This is a genomic window from Galbitalea soli, from assembly GCF_010686725.1.
In the GTDB taxonomy this organism is placed as follows: Bacteria; Actinomycetota; Actinomycetes; order Actinomycetales; family Microbacteriaceae; genus Galbitalea; species Galbitalea soli.
In genome coordinates, this window is record NZ_JAAGWZ010000004.1 from 120,579 (window position 1) to 140,827 (window position 20,249).

The 20,249-nt window shown below is 69.3% G+C and carries 17 protein-coding genes and 1 tRNA gene; 13 read left to right on the forward strand and 5 right to left on the reverse strand.

Features of this window, described 5'->3' with window-relative positions; translation table 11 throughout:
* Window positions 1–210: 210 nt before the first annotated feature.
* From G3T37_RS12520 to G3T37_RS12535, 4 genes are read left to right on the forward strand one after another with little or no spacing between them, the layout of a single operon-like run.
* On the forward strand, window positions 211–1,434 hold the full coding sequence (locus tag G3T37_RS12520; protein WP_163474236.1) for a sensor histidine kinase: 1,224 nt from the start codon (window positions 211–213) through the stop codon (window positions 1,432–1,434).
* Entirely contained in the window at window positions 1,427–2,590 is a 1,164-nt protein-coding gene (locus tag G3T37_RS12525) for a hypothetical protein (protein ID WP_163474237.1), read from the forward strand. Before G3T37_RS12520 ends, G3T37_RS12525 begins: the two co-directional genes overlap by 8 nt.
* A complete protein-coding gene (locus tag G3T37_RS12530; RefSeq protein ID WP_163474238.1) occupies window positions 2,580–3,284 on the forward strand; it encodes a response regulator transcription factor in 705 nt (234 codons plus the stop codon). The genes G3T37_RS12525 and G3T37_RS12530 overlap by 11 nt, the downstream gene beginning before the upstream one ends.
* Window positions 3,284–3,949: a thymidine kinase gene (locus tag G3T37_RS12535; protein WP_163474239.1), complete on the forward strand. Its 666-nt coding sequence runs from the start codon at window positions 3,284–3,286 to the stop codon at window positions 3,947–3,949. The genes G3T37_RS12530 and G3T37_RS12535 overlap by 1 nt, the downstream gene beginning before the upstream one ends.
* A 154-nt stretch (window positions 3,950–4,103) precedes the next feature.
* Here G3T37_RS12535 and G3T37_RS12540 read toward each other — a convergent pair.
* From G3T37_RS12540 to G3T37_RS12555, 4 genes are all read right to left on the reverse strand, one after another.
* A tRNA-Pro gene (locus tag G3T37_RS12540) sits at window positions 4,104–4,177 on the reverse strand.
* A 32-nt stretch (window positions 4,178–4,209) separates the two neighbouring features.
* Window positions 4,210–5,178 carry a metallophosphoesterase gene (locus G3T37_RS12545; protein ID WP_163474240.1) on the reverse strand — a complete coding sequence of 323 codons (969 nt, stop codon included), beginning with the start codon at window positions 5,176–5,178 and terminating at the stop codon, window positions 4,210–4,212.
* Between the two features lie 71 nt (window positions 5,179–5,249).
* Window positions 5,250–7,511 carry a transglycosylase domain-containing protein gene (locus G3T37_RS12550; protein WP_163474241.1) on the reverse strand — a complete coding sequence of 754 codons (2,262 nt, stop codon included), beginning with the start codon at window positions 7,509–7,511 and terminating at the stop codon, window positions 5,250–5,252.
* Window positions 7,512–7,636: 125 nt separating this feature from the next.
* Window positions 7,637–10,135 carry a transglycosylase domain-containing protein gene (locus G3T37_RS12555; RefSeq protein ID WP_163474242.1) on the reverse strand — a complete coding sequence of 833 codons (2,499 nt, stop codon included), beginning with the start codon at window positions 10,133–10,135 and terminating at the stop codon, window positions 7,637–7,639.
* Window positions 10,136–10,217: 82 nt separating this feature from the next.
* On the opposite strand from G3T37_RS12555, the gene G3T37_RS12560 reads away from it, so the two are divergent.
* Together G3T37_RS12560 and G3T37_RS12565 are read left to right on the forward strand one after the other, a co-directional pair.
* Window positions 10,218–10,379 carry a Sp36 family protein gene (locus G3T37_RS12560; protein ID WP_163474243.1) on the forward strand — a complete coding sequence of 54 codons (162 nt, stop codon included), beginning with the start codon at window positions 10,218–10,220 and terminating at the stop codon, window positions 10,377–10,379.
* Window positions 10,379–10,840 (forward strand): RidA family protein, encoded by a 462-nt coding sequence (locus G3T37_RS12565; protein ID WP_163474244.1) that lies wholly within the window; start codon window positions 10,379–10,381, stop codon window positions 10,838–10,840. The genes G3T37_RS12560 and G3T37_RS12565 overlap by 1 nt, the downstream gene beginning before the upstream one ends.
* A 55-nt stretch (window positions 10,841–10,895) precedes the next feature.
* On the opposite strand, the gene acs is transcribed toward G3T37_RS12565, so the two are convergent.
* Complete coding sequence (gene acs, locus G3T37_RS12570; RefSeq protein ID WP_163474245.1) at window positions 10,896–12,860, reverse strand: acetate--CoA ligase; 1,965 nt, start codon at window positions 12,858–12,860, stop codon at window positions 10,896–10,898.
* Window positions 12,861–13,287: 427 nt separating this feature from the next.
* Between acs and G3T37_RS12575 the strand changes: the two genes are divergently transcribed.
* From G3T37_RS12575 to tmk, 7 genes are all read left to right on the forward strand, one after another.
* Window positions 13,288–14,394, forward strand: a complete 1,107-nt coding sequence (locus G3T37_RS12575) for a TadA family conjugal transfer-associated ATPase (protein WP_338401259.1) — start codon at window positions 13,288–13,290, stop codon at window positions 14,392–14,394.
* Window positions 14,391–15,320, forward strand: a complete 930-nt coding sequence (locus tag G3T37_RS12580) for a type II secretion system F family protein (RefSeq protein WP_163474246.1) — start codon at window positions 14,391–14,393, stop codon at window positions 15,318–15,320. Before G3T37_RS12575 ends, G3T37_RS12580 begins: the two co-directional genes overlap by 4 nt.
* Window positions 15,321–15,616: 296 nt before the next feature.
* Window positions 15,617–15,946 (forward strand): DUF4244 domain-containing protein, encoded by a 330-nt coding sequence (locus G3T37_RS15415; protein ID WP_206673834.1) that lies wholly within the window; start codon window positions 15,617–15,619, stop codon window positions 15,944–15,946.
* Window positions 15,924–16,268: a TadE family type IV pilus minor pilin gene (locus tag G3T37_RS12590; protein WP_163474247.1), complete on the forward strand. Its 345-nt coding sequence runs from the start codon at window positions 15,924–15,926 to the stop codon at window positions 16,266–16,268. The genes G3T37_RS15415 and G3T37_RS12590 overlap by 23 nt, the downstream gene beginning before the upstream one ends.
* 95 nt (window positions 16,269–16,363) lie before the next feature.
* The gene (locus tag G3T37_RS15175; protein WP_338401260.1) at window positions 16,364–16,696 is read left to right on the forward strand and encodes an Rv3654c family TadE-like protein; all 333 of its coding nucleotides are present in this window, start codon (window positions 16,364–16,366) and stop codon (window positions 16,694–16,696) included.
* A 106-nt stretch (window positions 16,697–16,802) separates the two neighbouring features.
* Window positions 16,803–19,604 (forward strand): type I DNA topoisomerase, encoded by a 2,802-nt coding sequence (gene topA / locus G3T37_RS12600; protein WP_163474248.1) that lies wholly within the window; start codon window positions 16,803–16,805, stop codon window positions 19,602–19,604.
* Window positions 19,605–19,606: 2 nt separating this feature from the next.
* Window positions 19,607–20,221, forward strand: a complete 615-nt coding sequence (gene tmk / locus G3T37_RS12605) for a dTMP kinase (RefSeq protein WP_163474249.1) — start codon at window positions 19,607–19,609, stop codon at window positions 20,219–20,221.
* The last annotated feature ends 28 nt before the right edge of the window (window positions 20,222–20,249 follow it).

The following is a 20,249-nucleotide window of genomic DNA, read 5'->3' on the forward strand; positions in this document are numbered from 1 at the left end:
CCGCGTGACGGCTGTGCGGTGGCGGGACGGCTGTGCGGTGGCGGGACAGAGCACCCGAGGCTCGCGCATGACGCCGGCGCAGCAGCGGGGCACAAAGTGGCCATAAACAACTCGTAAATCCGCGGATGAGCCCACAAAACGGGGTACATTGAGCGCAGGCGCACTGCCATACTTCGAGGGCGGGCACGTCGTCCGAACGGAGGAGGGCAGGTGGCGCCGGAACAGTCGTTCTCGCTCAGCATCCACGCGATGAACCGCGCCTTCCGACGCTTCGCCCACCTCATCGCCGCGGTCTGCCTCGCCGGCTCCTTCCTCATCGTCCTCGCGTACCAGCTGAGCGATCCCGGTCTCGTCCTCTGGCCCGCCGCCGTACCGCACGTAATCACGATCATCCTCCTGCTCGTGCTCGACCGCAGACCCTCGCGGGTGGCGGCGGCTGCGTACCTCGGCGTGGGTGCGGCCGGGCTGTACCTGAGCTCGGTCATCCTCATGCAGCGGCTGCCCGCCGTCTCGTCGACCGACGCCTACGTGCTCGACCTCGTCGTCGTCGCCCTCACCCTCGTCGCGGGTTCGGGGCAGCAGGCGCGCCGCACCGTGCTGTGGACGCTCGGCGGGTATCTCGGCGGCACGGCGGCGACGCTGCTCGCCGCCCTGCACAGCGGTGTGCGCCAGGAACTCGACAGGGGAACCCTCCTCGTCGTCGTGGGGGTCGTCGCCGTCGTGCTGACCGCTGCGATCACGCGTCCCCGGCGGGCGCACGCGGCCCCGCAACTCGACCGGGCGGCGATCGACGAGCGCGTCTCCGAGCTGCGCTACCGCATCGAGTTCAAGGCGGCAGCGCTCATGCACGACACCGTGCTGAATCACCTCGCCGCGGTCGCCCACTCGGACACCGGCGAGCTGTCACCGCGACTGCGCCGCGCGATCGAGCGCGACCTCGAGGTGCTGATCGGCGAGGAGTGGCTCGCCGACCCCTCGCCCGAGGTGGATGCCCGGGCTCGCGCCGACTGGCGCAACAGCTCCCTCTACGCGGCCGTCGGCGAGGCGAGGTCCCGCTCGCTCACGATCGACCTCAGTGGCGACCTGGCCGCGGTCGGGCGTCTCGACCGGGAGCGCGACGCCGCCGTGGGGCTCGCCGTGGCGCAGTGCCTCGTGAACGTCGAGAAGCACGCCGGGGTCGACCGGGTCGAACTCGTCGTCGTCGGCTCGGCGGAGGAGGTGTCGGTGATGGTGATCGACTCCGGCCGCGGCTTCGTGGTCGAGGGCGTCGCGGCCGATCGCCTCGGCCTCCGCCAGTCGGTGCGGGGCCGGATCGAGGCGGTCGGGGGCGACGTGCACGTGTGGTCGACGCCGGGGCGCGGCACCTCGGTGGTCATCCGCGTGCCGGCCGGCTCGGGGCTGCCGGGTGAGGCGGACGGGGGCGGTCATGACTGACCGTCGCGACCAGTCGTTCCAGCAGCTCGACCCGGTCGGCGGATTCTCGGCGCGCCCGGTCACCCTGCTCCTCGCCGTCGTGGTGGTCGCCTACGTGGTGGCGACCACCCTGATCGACCTCTCGACCATCCGCGACCTGCCGCTCGCCCTCTTCGCCGTCGTCGCCATCGGGATGTGCTCGCTCGGGCTCGTCATCTGGTCGAGCCCCCTGCGCGCGCCCTTCCCCTCGGCCGGGTTCGCCGTGATCGTGCTGCTCGCCCTCGCCGCCATGATCCTCATCGCGTACGCCGGCTGGCACGAGGCGATCCTGGTTCCGGACTGGTGGGGCCCCGTTGCGGTCGGGCTCATCCTCGTCGCCCTCGCGCCCTATCGTCCGCCGCGCGAGATCCTCGCCGTCACCCTGCTCGGCGTGCTCACGGTTGCCGTGCTCGTCTTCGTTGCGAGCTCGGTGCGGGTCAAGGATGCGCCGCCGCTGGCGATCCTCGTCGAAACCGCACTCCCGCTCGTCGCCATGGGTCTCGCGAGCGCCGCGTACGCCTCCTCGCTCGGCCGCACCGTCGACTCGCTCCGCAGCAGCGCGGAGGAGGCGACGCGGGCCGCCACCGATTCGCTGCGGGGCGACATCGCCCGCTCGGTGCAGCAGGACCGCGTCTCCATCCTCGATGAGAGCGTCGTTCCCTTTCTCACCGAGCTGCTGCGCACGCGCGAGGTCACCGAGGAGACGCGCGACAGGGCCGCCGAGATCGCCGCCGCCATTAGAGCCGTCATGGTGGCCGACGTCGACCGCACCTGGCTCGACACCGTCATCGACCATGGCGCGCGGATGATCGTGCACCCGTCCCCCCTGGGCTCGGAGGTGCTCGCCGACGACCATCGGCTCGCGCCCGCGATGTCCACGCAGCAGCGCACCGTCGTGCGCGCCTACCTCGTCGCCCTGCTCGCGCACCCGGGCTTCGACCCCGACGGATTCTCGGTCACGCTGACGCGGGCCGGCGATCGGGCGGCACTCGTGCTGCGGGCGAAACTCGACCTGGATGAGTCGGTGCAGCGGTCATCCCTCGCCGCCTACTACGCCGTGCTTCGAATCGTGTTCCCCGATCTCACCGTCTCGTTCTCCCCGCCGCACCTCACACTAAGGTTTTCCTATGCCCTCTAACGACGTCGACAGGTCGTCGTCAGGTTCACCGGCTGCCACCCCGGAGGCGTCGACGCCCCGGGTCCGGCTCGCGATCCTCGACGATCACGAGGTGCTGCTCGACAGCCTCAGCAGCTGGATCGCGCAGAACGCGCCGGACTTCGATCTCGTGCTGAGCGCGAGCACCTGGCTGCAGCTCGTGCACAGTGACAACTTCCCCACCGACCTCGTCTTCCTCGACTTCCAGCTCAAGGAACCCGTGTCGATAGAGGCGCGCGTGCGCACCTGCCGCGCGGCCGGGGCGAAGGTCATCGTGCTCTCGAGCCTCGACTCGCAGGAGTCCCGCGAGCGGGCGCTCGCCGCGGGCGCGGTCGCGTTCCTCTCCAAGTCGCTGCCGATGCGCGAGGTGATGGATGCGGCACGCACCGTGATGGGGGTCGCCCGCGACACCTCGCCGCAACGCGACTGGCGGCCACTGCCCGGGGGCGCCGTCAACCAGTCACGCCCCAAGCTCAGCGCGGGCGAGGTCGAGGCGCTCAAGCTCTACGTCGCGGGGTACTCCACCGCGGAGGTCGCCGAGCGGCTCAACGTGCAATACGAGACCGCGAAGACGTATCTTCGACGGGTACGGGAAAAATACGCGAAGGCGGGGCGCCCGGCCAGCAAGAAGGCCGACCTCATCCGCCGCGCCGCAGAGGACGGGTACCTGCTCTAGTGTCAAAGCTCTACTTCCGCCACGGCGCCATGAACAGCGGCAAGAGCACGGCTCTCCTGCAGGCCGCGTTCAACTACGAGGAGCGCGGCCAGCAGGTGCTCCTCGCCAAGCCGCAGATCGACACCAAGGGCGACTCGCTCATCGTCTCCCGGCTCGGGGTGAGCCGGCCGGTCGACTTCACCGTCGCGCCCAGCGACGACATCTACGAGGTCTTCACCGCGAATCGCGCGCGCGTGCGGCGGCAGACCGGCCTCGACGTCAGCTGCCTGCTCGTCGATGAGGCCCAATTCCTCACCGAGGGGCAGGTGGATGACCTGCTCCGCATCGCCATCCTCGAGGGCGTGCCCGTGCTCGCCTACGGCATCCGCACCGACTTCCAGACGGTGGCCTTCCCGGGCAGCCGCCGCCTCCTCGAGATCGCGCACTCGCTCGAGGAGCTGAAGACGATCTGCCGCTGCGGCCGCAAGGCCATGTTCAACGCGCGGAAGGTGGGCGAGAACTACGTGTTCGATGGCGATCAGGTCGCCATCGACGGTGTCGACGTCACCTACGAGTCGCTCTGCGGGGCGTGCTACCTGGAGGAGAGCCAGGGCGTGCTGAACAACGGGTGGCGCCCCAAGGCGGAGTTCAGCTACCAGGGCGGGCCGGACGCCGACTTCACCTGAGCCGCGCCCCGCATCGGCGCCGCACCGCCGCACCGCCGCACCGCCTGAATAAACAGAGCCCCGGGCATAAACAGAGCCCCTGAACAAACAGAGCCCCTGAATCAACAGAGCCCCGGGCATCCAACGGACACCCGGGGCTTCTGATTCGACCGTGTCGGGGTGGCGGGATTCGAACCCACGACCTCTTCGTCCCGAACGAAGCGCGCTACCAAGCTGCGCCACACCCCGATCGACTTCTCGCGACAAGCGCGAGGGCCTCGTCAAGGATAGCTGATATCGGCGGGCGTCAGTGTCACCAGAACGGCCTCCGGCGGGCACGCGAAGCGCACGGGCGCGTAGATGGAGGTTCCGAGCCCGGCCGAGACGTTGAGGAGCGCGCTCCGGCCCGCGTGTTCCCAGATGCTGACGCCCTGCGCCTGGTCGCGCGGGATATCGCAATTGGCCACGAGTGCACCCGCCATGCCGGGCACCCGCACCTGGCCGCCGTGGGTGTGGCCGGCGAAGATCGCGGAGGCGCCGTAGGTCACGAAGGCGTCGAGCACCCGCTGGTAGGGGGCGTGGGTGACCCCGATGGAGACGACGTCGTTGCCCGCCGGCTCGTCGTTCCAGGCGACGTTCTCGCGCATCTCCTCGATCGCGCCCGGCAGCCGGTCGAGTCGGTCCCAGCCGCGGTGGGCGTCGTTCACGCCGAAGAACTCGAGCCGGTTGCCCTTGAGCAGCAGGGCGCGCGCGGCGTTGTTGAGGTTCAACCAGCCGAGCTCGTCTTCGAGGAATCGGTCGAGCGACGCGGTGGCGAGGTCGGCCGATCGCTCGTGGTGTCGGCTGGGCGCGGCGAAGTACTTCATCGGGTTCTTGAAGACGGGGCCGAAGTAGTCGTTCGAGCCGTGCACGAAGATGCCCGGGATGCCCGCGAACGGTTCGAGCGCGCGGCGCACGCCGACGAGGCCGTCGAGGTGGCCCAGATTGTCGCCCGTGTCGATGATGAGATCCGGCTCGAGGATGGCGAGCGAGCGGATCCACTCCTGCTTGTTCTCCTGCCACGGAGCCATGTGGAGGTCGGAGAGGTGGAGGATCGTGATCGGCCGCGCCCCGGGATCGAGCACCGCCATCGTCTCGGTACGCACGGTGAAGCGGTTGCGTTCGACGAGCGCGCCCCAGGCGAAGGCGGCCACACCGCCCGCGGCGGCGACCCCGAGCGCTGTCGTGGCGGAGCGGGCGGCTCGTGTCATGGCGGCGGGTCTCCGTTCAGCGGCGGGTGGTCATCCCGGGGGATTCGTCTCTTCGAGCCTAGCCTGCCGCCCTAGTGACCTGGCTTCGGCGGCTTGGCGCCGCCCTTTCCGTTGCCCTTGCCGGTGCCGGTGCCGGTCGCCCCGGTGCCGCCGGTGCCGGTCGTCACGCCCGTTCCGTAACCGCCGGTGCCGCCGTATCCGTACCCGGTGCGCAGCGAACCGTAGAAGTAGATCGGCTTCACCGTCGCCCAGTCGTGGCCGGGATACTTCTTGTCGATCGCCGCCTGCGTGGCGCGGAACACGACGTGCCTCAGGTAGGAAGCATTGCCGCCCGCGAGATACACCTGCCTCAGCGGCACGTGTCCGCGGACGTTGCCCACCCACACCGCCGTGGCGACGCGCGAGCTCGCGCCCACGATCCAGGTGTGCACCGAGCTGTCGGTGGTGCCCGTCTTGCCGAAGAGCGGGGTGCCGTCGCCCGGGTTGGCGGCGCTACCCGTTCCGCCGTTCATCACACCCTTCATCGCGTAGATGGCGGCCGCGTCGATGTCGGGGTCGATCGCGCGATGGCAGGCCTTGGGCTGGCCGGGCTCCTGCTTGCCGGCGGGGGAGACGACGTAGTCGACCGCCACGGGGGAGCAGAACACGCCGTTGTTGGCGATGCCCGCGTAGGCCGCCGCCATGGTGAGCGGCGCGATGTTGTTGATACCCAGAACCGCGGATGGCAGGTGGATGAGCGGTCTCCCGTCACCCGGATGCACCCCGAGCGACTGCGCGGTCTTCATGATGTCGCACTGGTCGAGCTGCTTGCCCATGTTGACGAAGACACCGTTGACGGAGGCCGCGGTGCCGGACATCACCGACATGTACCCGCGCTCGTAGGAGGTGTCGTTCTTGTAGACCCAGGTGCCGACGTAGGGATAGTGGTTGGGCTGGCAGGTGTCCTCGATGGTGGTCTGGTCGACCGGGTAGGGCGTCGCGTTCACCGACTCGTAGAGCCCGTGCCCGGCCTTCAGCCAGGTGAGCAGGGTGAACGGCTTGTAGGTGGAGCCGACCTGGAAGCCGACACCGCCTCCCGCCGCGACATCCACGTTGTAGTTGACCGCCGTCGAGTCCTTCTTGCCGCTGCCCGTGTTGTCGAACTTCTTGTTCTCCGTCATGAGGAGGATGCGGCCGGTGCCCGCTTCGACCGAGACGGATGCCCCGCCGAGCCTCAGCTGCGACGGGTTCTTCGGCACGGCGGCCCACATGATCTTCTGCGCGGTCTGCTGCAGCGAGAGGTTGATGGTCGTGTGGATATCCCACCCGCCCTTCTGCCAGCTGGCCTCACGCTCCGCCGCCGTGGAGCCGAGCGAGGTGAGGGTGGGCACCGCAGCGCGGACGACGTAGTCGCAGAAGAACTTCGCCGAGAGGGTTGCGGCGAAGCATCCGTTCGCGGGATCGGTCAGATGCACGGTCTTGGCGTTGACGGGCGTCGCGAGGGCGGTGTCGAGCTCGGCCTTCGTGATGTCTTTCGCGGCGAATTCCGCGCGCAGGATCACGTCGCGGCGCAGGGTGTTCTGCGCGTAGCCCGAGGCGTTGATCGGCGCACGGACGCTGGGCTCCTGCACGATCGCGATGAGGCTGGCGCCCTGCGCGATCGTGAGGTTCTTGGCGGAGGTGTTGTAGTAGCGATGCGCGGCGGCCTCGATGCCGTAGGTGGTTCCGCCGAAGCCCGCGATGTTGAGGTAGGCGAGCAGGATCTGCTGTTTGGTGTACTTCTTCTCGAGCGCGATCGCGAGCTTCATCTCTTTGAGCTTGCGGTCGATCGTGGGAGCCTGCGCCTCGGCGATGGCCTTCTTCTGCGCCGCCTCCGTCTTCAGCTGAGTCGCCTTCACGATGAAGATGTTCTTGACGAGCTGCTGGGCGATGGTGGACGCGCCCTGCACGTCACGACCGGAGAGGGTGGCGACCGCGGCGCGCACGATGCCCGTCGGGTCGATGCCGCCGTGCTGGTAGAAGCGGCGGTCCTCGCCGTCGACGGCCGCGTTCTTGGCGTTGTCGGAGACAGCGTCCCAGGCGACCTCTTCGCGATTCTGCGAGAAGATCGTCGCGAACTGCACCTGCTTGCCCTTGAGGGTGCCGAACAGTCGATTCTGCTGGGGGAGGGTGTCGATCGTGATGTACGACGGCAGGCCGTTGAACACCGAGACACCCGAGTTGATCGCGCCTCCGGCGAGCACGACCGCGGGCGTGAAGGTGGCGGCGACGAGGATGCCCGTGACCACGCTGAGCGTGACAACGCCGATCAGCCCGCCGATCACGCCACCCACCCCGGAAAAGCGAGAAATCATAACTAATACGCTACGCGCCGACACAGTCGACCGCGTCATCCCCTCGATGTAGAACTACGGATGCGGCCGTCGTCCGTGACGATGACCGCATCCGTCCGGCCACACTTAATTCAAGTGTGACTCACTCAGCAGTGAACTCGCGTGATTGTGAGCTGAATCGTTGCTTTTGCCGTATGGGTTGACCCAGCGGCCGGGGTTTGCGACACTACCGTGTTGTCCGTCGTCGGGTCTGGCGGCGTCGACGCCTGGCAGGTCTCCTGAATGTCGGTGAATCCGGCATCATTCAAGGACTTCACCGCATCCGGTTCCAACATGCCGACGACCGGTGGGACCAGGAGCAGCTTCTGGTTGCTCGGCGAGATCAGCACGGTGTAGCCGGTCGACAGCAGGGCGCCCGCACCGGGGCTGGTCTTCGCGACCGTGCCGGCCGGCAGCGCGGAGTCGACCGAGGGGCCGACCTTCACACCGAAACCGAGCGCCTGAAGCGTGACCGTCGCCTCGGAGATCGTCTTGCCGGTGAGGTCGGGCATCTTCTGGCCGGAACCGCTCAGGAACGACGGCGGCGGGGTCGGGAACGAGCCTCCCTTGTACTTCTTGTCGATCGCCGCCATCGTCTGCTTGAAGACGACGTGGCGGAGGAGCGCCGCCGGTCCCTGCGGGAGGTACACGCTGCGGAGGGCGACATGGCCGCTCACGTTGCCGATCCAGACCGCGGTCGCGACCTTCGTGCTCGCGCCGACGATCCAGGTGTGCACCGAGGAGTCGGTCGTTCCGGTCTTGCCGATGAGCGGCGTGCCGTCGTTCGGGTTACCGGGCGTACCCGTGCCGCCGTTCATCACACCCTGCATCGCGAGGGTGGCGGCCGCATCCACGTCGGGATCGATCGCGGAGTGGCAGTTCTTGGTCTGGCCGGGCTGCTGCTTGCCGTAGGGGTCGACGACGTAGTCCACGGCGATGGGGGCGCAGTACACACCCTTGTTGGCGATGCCGGCATACGCGGCCGCCATCGTCAGGGGGGCGATGTTGTTGGTACCGAGGATCGCGCCGGGGTTGTGCGTCAGCGGGGCGTTGTCACCCGTGTGCACGCCGAGCGACTGCGCGACGTTGTAGATGTCGCACTGGTCGAGCTGCTTGCCCATGTTCACGAAGACGCCGTTGACCGATCCCGCGGTACCGCGCATCACCGTGTAAGGCCCGCGCTCGCCCTCGTCGTTCTTGTAGGTCCAGGTGCCGCCATAGGGGTATGTGCCCCCGTCGCAGGTGTCCTTGAAGTCGGACAGGTTCTGCACCTGCGGCGTCGCGTCCACTACCTCGTTGAGGCCGTGCCCGGCTTTCAACCAGGCGATGAGCGTGAAGGGCTTGTAGGTCGATCCCACCTGGAACCCGACACCACCGCCGGCAGCGACATCCACGCTGTAGTTGACCGCTGTCGACCCTTTCTTGGGGCTGGCGGTGTTGTTGAAGTACTTGTTCTCCGTCATGAGGAGGATGCGGCCGGTGCCGGCCTCGACGGAGACCGAGGCGCCGCCGAGCTTGAGCTCGGAGGGGCTGCGGGGCACCGTCGCCCACATGATCTTCTGCGCCGTGGTCTGCAGGCTGAGGTTGAGGGTGGTGTGGATGTCGTAGCCGCCCTTGGCCCAGTTGGCGAGGCGCTCGGACGTCTTCGATCCCAGCGCCGACAGCGACGGAACGGCCGCCCGCACGATGTAGTCGCAGAAGAACTTCGCGTACTGGTTGGCCGCGATGCAGCCGTTCTTGGGGTCGGTGAGGTGCACGGTCGTCGCGTCGACCGGGGTGGCCAGCGCCTCGTCGAGCTGTGCCTTCGTGATGTGCTTCGCGAGGTACTCGGCCTCGAGGATGACGTCGCGTCGCGCCTTGTTCTGCGCGTAACCGGAGGCGTCGATCGGGGCCCGCGCGCTCGGCTGCTGCACGATCGCGATGAGGCTGGCCCCCTGCGCGATCGTGAGGTTCTTCGCCGAGGTGTTGTAGTAGCGCTCGGCTGCGGCCTGGATGCCGTAGGTGTTGCCGCCGAAGCCCGCGATGTTGAGGTAAGCCAGCAGGATCTGCTGCTTCGTGTACTTCTTCTCGAGCGCGATCGCGAGCTTCATCTCTTTGAGCTTGCGATCGAGGGTGAAGGCCTGTGCCGCCTCGATGCCGGCCTGCTGCTGCTTGAGCGTGGGCAGCTGGAGTGCCTGCTGGATGAAGATGTTCTTGACGAGCTGCTGGGCGATCGTCGACGCGCCCTGCTTCTGCCCGCCCGAGAGAGTGGAGATGGCCGCGCGCACGACGCCGGTGGGGTCGATGCCGCCGTGCTGGTAGAAGCGGCGGTCCTCGCCGTCGACGGCCGCGTTCTTCGCGTTGACCGAGACCTCGTCCCACGCGACCTCCTGGCGGTTCTGCGAGAAGATCGTCGCGATCTGCACCTGCTTGCCGCCCTGGTTCGCGAAGATCCGGTTCTGCTGCGGGAGCTTGTCGATGCGAATGTAGCTCGGCAGATTGTCGAAGATGCCGATGCCGCCCTTGACGGTCACGCTCGTGACGGCGATGGCGGGGGTGACCATCGCGGTGACGAGAAGCCCGGCGAGAACGCTGAAACCGATGGTGCCGAGTACGGCTCCGAGCATGCCTCTGCGGGGGGGATTTTGGGCAGACATAGAATGCAGGGTACGCGATATTCGCATTTCGACACTGAATGAAAGCCGACAGATGCCAGCCTGGGAGTACGTCACAACGCCGCTTCTCATCCACAACACGACCGCGATCCTCAACAACTGGGGCTCTGACGGCTGGGAACTCGTTCAGATCGTCGCCGGTCCCGAGGGTGGCCTCGTCGCCTACCTCAAGCGCGAGAAGCAGGACAACGCCTGATGTCGGTTCTGGATGACCGCCTCGCCGAACTCGGCCTCACGATCCCTGCCACGCCCGCACCGGCCGGCGCCTACGTGCCCGCCCTCGTCAGCGGTTCCCTCGTCTTCACGGCCGGCCAACTGCCGACCGTGGGCGGCGTGCTCCCCGCGACCGGCAAGGTTGGCGCCGAGGTGTCGCCGGAGCTCGCGAAGGAGATCGCCGCCAACTGCGTGCTCAACGGTCTGGCGGCGGCGAAGAGCGTCATCGGGTCGCTCGACCGCATCACCCGCGTGGTGAAGGTCGTCGGCTTCGTCGCCTCCGATCCCTCGTTCACCGGCCAGCCCGGCGTGATCAACGGTGCGTCCGAGCTCCTCGGCGAGATTTTCGGCGAGGCGGGTCGCCACGCGCGCAGTGCCGTCGGAGTGGCCGTGCTGCCGCTCGATGCGCCGGTCGAGATCGAGTTCGTGTTCGAGATCGCCTGAGCGGTCATCCGCGGGGCGTGGGGTGCGCCGACCGAGGCCGGCGCACCCCACCCGCTCACTTCAGCTTGTCGCTGATGACGGTCATGACCGAGCTGTCCGCGAGGGTCGTGGTGTCGCCGATCTCGCGGCCCTCCGCGACGTCCTGAAGCAGGCGTCGCATGATCTTGCCCGAGCGCGTCTTGGGCAGTTCCGACACGATGAAGATCTGGCGGGGCCGGGCGATCGCGCCGATCTGCTGGGCGACGTGCGCCTTCAGGAGCGCCACCGCCTCATCGGTGGTGTGCGCATCTTTCTGATTGGTCTTGATGATGACGAAGGCCACCACGGCCTGGCCGGTCGCCTCGTCGGCGGCACCGACGACGGCCGCCTCGGCCACCATCGGGTTCGAGACGAGGGCGGATTCGATCTCGGCGGTGGAGAGTCGGTGTCCCGACACGTTCATCACGTCGTCGACCCGGCCCAGCAGCACGATGTCGCCGTCGGAGTCGACGTGGGCGCCGTCGCCCGCGAAGTACTTCCAGACGCCGTCCTTCGAGAAGCGCGACCAGTATGTCTCCACGAAGCGCTCGGGGTCGCCCCAGATGCCGCGGAGCATCGACGGCCACGGCTCGGAGACGACCAGCAGGCCACCGGCGGGCGGATCGACGCGCGTGCCGTCCTCGCCGAGGATGTCGATCTTGATGCCGGGGATGGGCACCTGCGCCGAACCGGGCTTGAGGTTCGTGATGCCGGGCAGGGCCGAGATCATGATGCCGCCCGTCTCGGTCTGCCACCAGGTGTCGACGATGGGCGCCGTGCCCGCACCGATCACGTCGCGGTACCAGATCCACGCCTCGGGGTTGATCGGCTCGCCCACCGAGCCGAGCACCCGCAGGCTGCTCAGATCGAACTGGGCGGGGATCTGCCGCCCCGCCTTCATGAAGGAGCGGATCGCGGTCGGCGCCGTGTAGAAGATGGTGACGCCGTACTTCTGGATGATCTCCCACCAGCGCCCCGGGTGCGGGGTGTCGGGCGTGCCCTCATACAGCACCTGGGTCGCGCCGTTCGCGAGCGGACCGTAGACGACGTAGCTGTGCCCGGTGATCCAGCCCACGTCGGCGGTGCACCAGTAGACGTCGGTCTCGGGGTGCAGGTCGAAGACGTTGCGGTGCGTGAAGGCGACCTGGGTGAGGTACCCGCCGCTCGTGTGCAGGATTCCCTTCGGCTTGCCCGTCGTTCCCGAGGTGTACAGGATGAACAGGGGGTTCTCGGCCTCGAAGCCCTCTGCCTCGTGCTCGGTGGACGCGGTGGCCACCTCGTCGTGCCACCACAGGTCGCGGCCGACCGTCCACTGCACCTCGTTGTGGCCGCGGCGCACCACGAGCACGTGCTCCACCGTCGAGGTGCCGTTCGCGAGCGCGCCGTCGACGGCGTCCTTGAGCGGGAACACCTTGCCCTTGCGCCAGCCGCCGTCGGCCGTGATGACGAGCTTCGCGCCCGCGTCGTCGATGCGCGAGCGCAGGCTCTCCGAGCTGAAGCCGCCGAAGACGACCGAGTGCACGGCACCCAGCCGGGCGACCGCGAGCATCGCGATGACCGCCTCGGGGATGACCGGCAGGTAGATCGCGACCCGATCGCCCTGCCCCACCCCGAGTGCCGCGATCGCGTTGGCCGCCTGCTTCACGGCGCGGGTCAGCTCGGCGTAGCTGTAGCTCGCAGTGTCGCCGTTCTCCCCCTCCCAGTGCAGCGCGATGCGCTCGCCGTGGCCGGCGAGAACGTGCCGGTCGAGGCAGTTGTACGCGACGTTGAGCCGGCCATCCGCGAACCACTTCGCGACGGGGGCACCGCTCCAGTCGAGCGCAGTCGTGAACGGCGTCTCCCAGTCGAGGAGTTCGCGCGCCTGATCGGCCCAGAACTCCACGCGGCTGGCCGCGGCCCGCTCGTACAGGCTCGGATCGGCGATCGAGTTGGCCGCGAATTCCGGGCTGGGCGGGAACTGGCGGTCTTCGTGCAGGAGGCTATCAATCGAATTCGAGGGCATCGTCATCCTTGTCGATCTCGCGGTGTAGCCAGGGATGCCGCGAAGGTGTTCAGCAGTGAATGCACCGATCCTATCGCTGGGCTGGGAATGCTCCTCGAAACCGCACGATTCGTGACGCGGGAACTTGTGTGGAGCCCCGCCGTTAGGGGTACACTGATCTCAGTCAGATGCGAATTTGACGTGCAGTGCGAGCGATTCCCCCCAATCCCGCGCTGCTGTGGCGGCGCTTATTCCCCCCAATAAGCGCCGCCCCTCTCGTTAACGGACGAGTCCGTTCGCCGCGTGGGTCAGCCGCGACATCGGGGAGGCCGACGCCGTCGTGAGGGCGTGACGTCGTCTCCTGCACAATCGCGCCGTTGCCCCGGAATTCCGCGGATCGAGCGGCGCGCATCCGGCAGCCCGGCGGCGTGCATATACGGTCGTCGGCGTGCATCCGATCAGCCCGCCCCGCGACGACGGCGCGGCCGACGCGGTCGGATTCACTCCCCGGCCCCGCTCGCAGGCATCAGCGCAGCACACCGCCCCCTTTGTGGCCTCACCTCGCCGCCCGCCAGACGACAATCGGGGTACAGAACCATACCCGCCGGCCGACCCGACGGAGGTCGATCATTACGCCGCCGATCTGGGATTTCTGTCGTTCCTCGCGCGCGACCGTGCCGTCACCGACGTGTTCGTGAACGGGCCGTCCGGGGTATGGGTCGATCGCGGGAGCGGGCCGCGTCAGATCGTCGGGCTCGCGCCCCCCGAGAGCGAGGTGCGCGCACTCGCCGTTCGCCTGATCGCGCGCGGGGGTCGCCACGTGGATGAGGCGAGCCCCTGCGTGGACGCGCGGCTCGGCGGCGGGGTGCGCGTCCATGCGGTGCTCCCGCCGATCTCCCGCGGCGGCACGCTCCTCTCGCTCCGGTTTCCGCCGGGGCAACCGCCCACCCTCGACGCCCTGGACGATGGGGTGTTCTTCTCGGCCGTTGAACGAGATCGCGTCGCCGCTCTCGTCACCGCGCGCGCCAACATCCTGCTCACGGGCGCCGCCGGCAGCGGCAAGACGACCCTTCTTGCCGCGCTGCTGGGCCAGGCGCCCCCGAACGAGCGGATCATCGCCGTGGAGGACGTCGCCGAACTCCGCGTGCGGCACCCCCACTTCCTCGCGCTCGAGTCGAGGCAGGCGAACCTCGAGGGAGCGGGTGGGATAGGGCTGGACCGGCTCGTTCGCGAGGCCCTGCGCATGCGACCGGATCGGCTGGTTCTGGGGGAGTGCCGCGGGGCAGAGGTGCGCGAGCTGCTCGGCGCTCTCAACACCGGTCACGACGGGGGCGCGGGCACCCTGCACGCGAACTCGCTCCGCGACGTGCCCGCTCGACTCGAGTCGCTCGGCGCGCTCGCGGGCCTCGGCGCGGAGGCGATCGCCCGTCAGGCCCGCAGCGCGATCGGCGCGGTGATCCACCTCGAGCGCGTCGGAGCACGGCGACGAATCGCGGCCGTCGGCGCACTCGGCATCGATTCGCACGATCGACTGAGCGTGGAGCCCCTGCCATGACCCGTCGCACGGATGACCGGCTCGACGAGCTCGCGGCAACGGTTCACCGCCTCGCCGTCCTCCTCACGGCCGGGGTGCCGCCCGCCGCGGCCTGGCGATATCTCGCCGAGGGATCCGCGTCTCCGCTCGTCGAGCACATCGCCGACGGCGCATGGAATCCGGGCGGTATCCCCGCGGCGATCACGTCGGCACTTCCCGTCGCTGCTGCGGAGCGCGACGACCCGAGCTCGTCGTCGTGGCGCGCGGTCGCCGCGGCGTGGGCGGTCGCGACCGAGGTGGGCGCACCCCTCGCGCCGGTGCTGCGGGAGGTCGCGGAGTCGCTGCGCGAGCTCGGGGAGCTGCGGCGCGCGGTCGCCGTGTCGCTCGCCGCACCGGTGGCCACCGCGCGCACCGTCGCCGTGCTGCCGGCGCTCGGCGTGCTGCTGGGCATCGGCCTCGGCTTCGACCCCGTCCACGTGCTGCTCGGCACCCCGGCCGGCATCGCCTGCGCGGCGACCGGCGCGCTCCTGGTGGCCATCGCCGTGCTGTGGAATCGCGCCCTCGTTCGTCGGGCCCGCCGCACCGTGGGTCACCCCGGCCTCGAGGTCGAACTCACCGCGATCGCCCTTGCCGGAGGTGGCTCACCGGGGCGTGCGCGCGAGGTCGTCGCGGCTGCGCTGCGTGACCACCTCGGGATGCGCCCCAGTGGAGTGGCCGATCAGGCGCTCGACTTCTCGCGACGCGCGGGTGTCCCGGCCGCCGAACTGCTGCGGGCGGAGGCGCGGGAGCAGCGACGCGCCGCCCGAAGCGAGGCGCAGCGCCGAGCCCAGGCGCTGTCGGCGCGGATGATGCTGCCGATGGGCCTCTGCGTCCTACCCGCCTTCATGCTGCTGGGCGTGGCTCCGCTCGTGATCTCGGTGGTGACGTCGACCCTCTCCGGCCTCTGAGCCACCGCCACGGTTGGTTCCCGCTCCGCGCTCGACCCGCTCCGTAATGGTCCCGCTCCGGGCTCGACCCGCACCGCCGCGCCCCCTTCTCCCCGCTCCGCGCCTCCTCCCCAGCCCGCCACGACTGGCGTTTGTCCCACGTTCCCGGAACCACCGGGTGGTGCCGCGGCGCTCCCCGCGAAGCTGGATTCACCCACTCCGGCTCGGCCGCCGGCGCGGGGCGGTGCTCCGCTCCACGCCCCGGTCGCCGGACCCGCACCGCGCACACAAAACGGCGCTCAGTAAAGAGGAATGACATGACCCGAACTCCGCCCCTCCGCACGCCCGTCCCCGGCACGTGGTTGACGCGCGGGCAGGCACCGCGCTGGCTCGCACCGCGCGGGCAGGCACCGCGAGGACAGGCATCGCGCGGGCTGGCACCGCGCGGGCAGGCATCGCGCTCGCTGGCACCGCGCTGGCACCCTTCGCGCTGGGCCGGTGACCTCGGCTCGGCGACGGCGGAGTACGCCGTCGCGACGATGGCCGCCGTGGGGTTCGCCGGCCTTCTCGTCGTCATCCTGCGCAGCGCCGCGATCAGGGGCATCCTCACGGGACTGATCCGCCATGCCCTCACCGTTGCGGGATGACCGCGGGTCGGTGACCGCCGAGTTCGCGGTCGCGCTGCCCGCCGTCGTCCTCGTGCTCGCCGTCGCACTCGGCGCACTTGCGGCCGGAACCCGCGCGATCGCTCTCGAATCGGGCGCCGGCGACGCCGCCCGGATGCTCGGCCGCGGCGAGAGCGGCGACCGGGCAGCGGCGGTGCTGCACCGGGCCGCCCCGGGGGCGCGACTTCGAATCCTCGATGCCGATGGTCAGGCGTGCGTCGTGGCTCGCGTCTCGGCACCGATCCTCGGGCCGATCACGGTTCCGCTCACGGCTCGGGCCTGCGCGCTGCGGGAGGCGACGTGAGGGCGGGCCCGCGCGCTGCGGGAGGGCGCCAGGAGGGCGGGCTATGCGGCGCGGGAGGCGACGTGAGGGCGAGCTGCGCGAGGCGGAGGAGCGAGGTGGGTGCGGCCGGCGTGCTGGCGGTCGCGATCATTGGCGCGATCTGCGCCGTTGCGCTGAGCGTGCTTCCGGTGTCGAGTGCGCTCGCGGAACGGGCATCCGTCGGCTCGGCGGCCGACGCCGCGGCCCTCGCGGGAGCCGACGTCGCCGCGGGCCTCGCACCCGGCGAGCCCTGCGCGGTCGCGGCGCGAATCGCTCGGGCGAACGGCGCCGTGCTGACCGCCTGCGGCACTGACGGTCCCGTTGTGACGGTGACCGCAGAGACCGTCGCCGCGGGCATTCCGGTCGTGGCGCGGGCGCGTGCCGGGCCGCCGGGCTGGGGGACAGATTAGGGTGGGCCGGGGTTCACCTGTGTATGGTGTCGCTGACGGGGCGCACTACCCCGAGGTTCTGATGACCTCGAACGAGTCATACGCAGCAGTAATAAAGAGGAGCACCGTGCCCGGCACGAAGAAGCTGGTCATCGTCGAGTCGCCCGCCAAGGCGAAGACGATCGGCCAGTACCTGGGGGATGGCTACGAGGTTCAGGCCTCGGTGGGACACATCCGCGACTTGATCGAGCCCAAAAACCTCCCGGCCGAGCTGAAGAAGGGCTCGCTCGGCAAGTTCTCCGTCGACGTCGAGAACGGCTTCGAGCCCTACTACGTGATCTCCGACGCGAAGAAGAAGACGGTCAGCGACCTCAAGAAGGCGCTCGCCGGAGCCGACGAACTCTACCTCGCCACTGATGAAGACCGCGAAGGCGAGGCCATCGCGTGGCACCTGCTGCAGGTGCTCAAGCCCAAGGTTCCCGTGAAGCGCATGGTGTTCCACGAGATCACCAAGGATGCGATCCAGGAGGCCAAGGAGCACACCCGCGACCTCGACGTCGCACTCGTCGACGCGCAGGAGACCCGCCGAATCCTCGACCGCCTGTACGGGTACGAGGTCTCGCCGGTGCTGTGGCGCAAGGTCGGCCCCGGGCTCTCCGCGGGGCGCGTCCAGTCGGCCGCCACCCGCCTCGTCGTCGACCGCGAGCGCGAACGCCTCGCCTTCGTCGCGGCCGGCTACTGGGATCTGATCGCACAGCTCTCACCCGCCACCGATGCCCAGAGCTTCGAGGCGCGCCTGGTTCGCGTCAACGGCACACGCGTCGCGGTCGGTCGCGACTTCGACGACAAGGGCGCGCTCAAATCCGACGCGGTCGCGCTCGACGAGACCGCGGCGCAGGCGATCGCCTCGGCGCTCCGCTCCGACACCGTGCAGATCACCGTGGCGACGGTCGAGTCGAAGCCCTACACGCGACGCCCGGCCGCCCCATTCACCACGTCGACACTGCAGCAGGAGGCGGCGCGCAAGCTCCGATTCTCCGCGCGCCAGACCATGAGTGTCGCGCAGTCTCTCTACGAGAACGGCTACATCACCTATATGCGCACCGACTCGCCCACGCTGTCGCAGCAGGCGATCAGCGCGGCGCGCACTCAGGCCGCCAAGCTCTACGGGGCGGAGACGGTTCCCGACAAGCCGCGCGTCTACGCCGGTAAGAACAAGAGCGCTCAGGAGGCGCACGAGGCGATCCGCCCCTCCGGCGACACCTTCCGCACGCCCACCGAACTGCAGTCGGTGCTGCGCGGCAACGACTGGAAGCTGTACGACCTGATCTGGAAGCGCACCGTCGCCTCGCAGATGGCCGACGCCAAGGGTTCGACCGCCACCGTCACGATCAAGGCCGGCTCGGCCGCTGGCGCGATCGCCACCACCGAGGCAACGGGTGCGGTCGAGGTCGCCGAGTTCTCGGCGAGTGGAACAGTCATCACCTTCCGCGGATTCATGCACGCCTACGAGGAGAGCCGCGACGAGGAGCGCAACGAGAGCGCGGAGCCCGTCGAGGCGAAGCTTCCGCCGCTGACCGAGGGTCAGACGCTGACGCTCGAGGAGATCGAGGCCAAGGGCCACGAGACGAGCGCGCCGCCGCGTTACACCGAGGCGAGCCTGGTCAAGACCCTGGAAGAGCTCGGCATCGGGCGACCGTCGACGTACGCCGCCATCATCTCGACCATCGTCGACAGGGGCTATGTCACACCCCGCGGCACCGCGCTCGTGCCCAACTGGATCGCGTTCTCGGTGGTCCGCCTGCTGGAGGAGTACTTCGGCGACCTCGTGCAGTACGACTTCACCGCGGGGATGGAAGACGACCTCGACCGCATCGCGGGCGGCGAGGCCGACCGCGTCGAGTGGCTCACCGGCTTCTACTTCGGCAACGCCAAGCATCGCGGTCTCCGCACCGTCATCGACAACCTCGGTGAGATCGACGCCCGCGACATCAACTCGGTTCGAATCTCCGACGACGTCACGCTGCGCATCGGCAAGTACGGTCCCTACCTCGAGGCGCCGAGCGACGACCCGCTCGTGCCCCGGCGCGTCAACGTTCCGCTCGACCTCGCCCCCGACGAGCTCACCGCAGAGAAGGCGCGCGAGCTGATCGCCGCCCCGGTGCTCACCGATCGCGTGATCGGCGTGAACCCGGAGAACGGCAAGCTCGTGCTCGCGAAGGACGGCCGCTACGGCCCCTACGTGACCGAGGCCGACCCGGAGCCCGAGGCAGCGGTTGCCGCGACGCCCGCGGAGCCGACCGTCGCCGAGCCGGTCGAGGTGGTCGATGCGGCCACCGGCGAGGTCGTCACGACGAAGCCGAAGCGCAAGGCGGCACCCAAGAAGCCCGCGGTGGTGAAGCAGCGAACCGCGTCGCTCTTCAAGAGCATGGATCTCGCGAGCCTCGACCTCGACACCGCACTGCAGCTGCTCGGCCTGCCGCGCGTCGTCGGAGTCGACCCGGAGACCGGCGTCGAGATCACCGCGCAGAACGGTCGCTTCGGCGCCTACCTCAAGCGCGGAGCCGACACGCGCTCCTTGCCGAGCGAAGAGCTCATCTTCGACATCGACCTCCCGGGCGCCCTGGAACTCTATGCGCAGCCCAAGTACGGGGGCCGATCGGCGTCCAGCGCGCTGAAGGAGTTCGATCCCGATCCCGAGAGCGGCAAGCCGATCCGCATCAAGGATGGCCGGTTCGGCGCCTACGTCACCGACGGCGTGACCAACGCGACGATTCCGCGCGGCGAGACCGTCGAAGAGATCGACTTCGAGCGCGCCGTGCAACTTCTCGCCGACAAGCGGGCGAAGGGCCCGGCGAAGCCGCGCGCCAAGGCGGCGACAGCGACCAAGCGTCCCGCGGCCAAGCGGGCGCCGGCGAAGAAGAAGTAGTGGTGGCGGGACTCTTCATCACGCTCGAAGGCGGCGACGGTTCGGGCAAATCGACGCAGTCCGCCCTTCTCGCCGAGTGGCTCGAGGCGCAGGGTCGCACGGTCGTGACCACACGGGAGCCGGGCGGAACCGACCTGGGCGTGGAACTGCGGAACATCATCCTGCATCGTCGCGGGTACATCGCACCGCGGGCCGAGGCACTCCTCTACGCCGCCGACCGCGCCCACCACATCGCGACCAAGGTGCGCCCCGCGCTCGAGCGCGGCGAGATCGTGCTGCAGGATCGCTACCTCGACTCCTCGGTCGCCTACCAGGGGGCCGGGCGCGTGCTCGATTCCGGCGAGATCCGCGAGCTGTCGCTCTGGGCCGCGGAGGGGCTGTTGCCCCACCTCACGATCCTGCTCGACCTCGACGAGGGCGTCGGGCGCGCGCGACTCGACGAGCGCACCACCTACGACCGGCTCGAGGAGGAGGAGAACGACTTCCACGCGCGAGTGCGCGCGGCCTACCTCGACCTGGCGCGCGCGGAGCCGGAGCGATTCCTCGTGCTCGACGCGTCAGAACCCATCGCCACGCTCACCGCCGCGATTCGTGAACGCGTCACCGCACTCCTCTGAACTCACGGCGCACTGTGGGTGCCGTCAC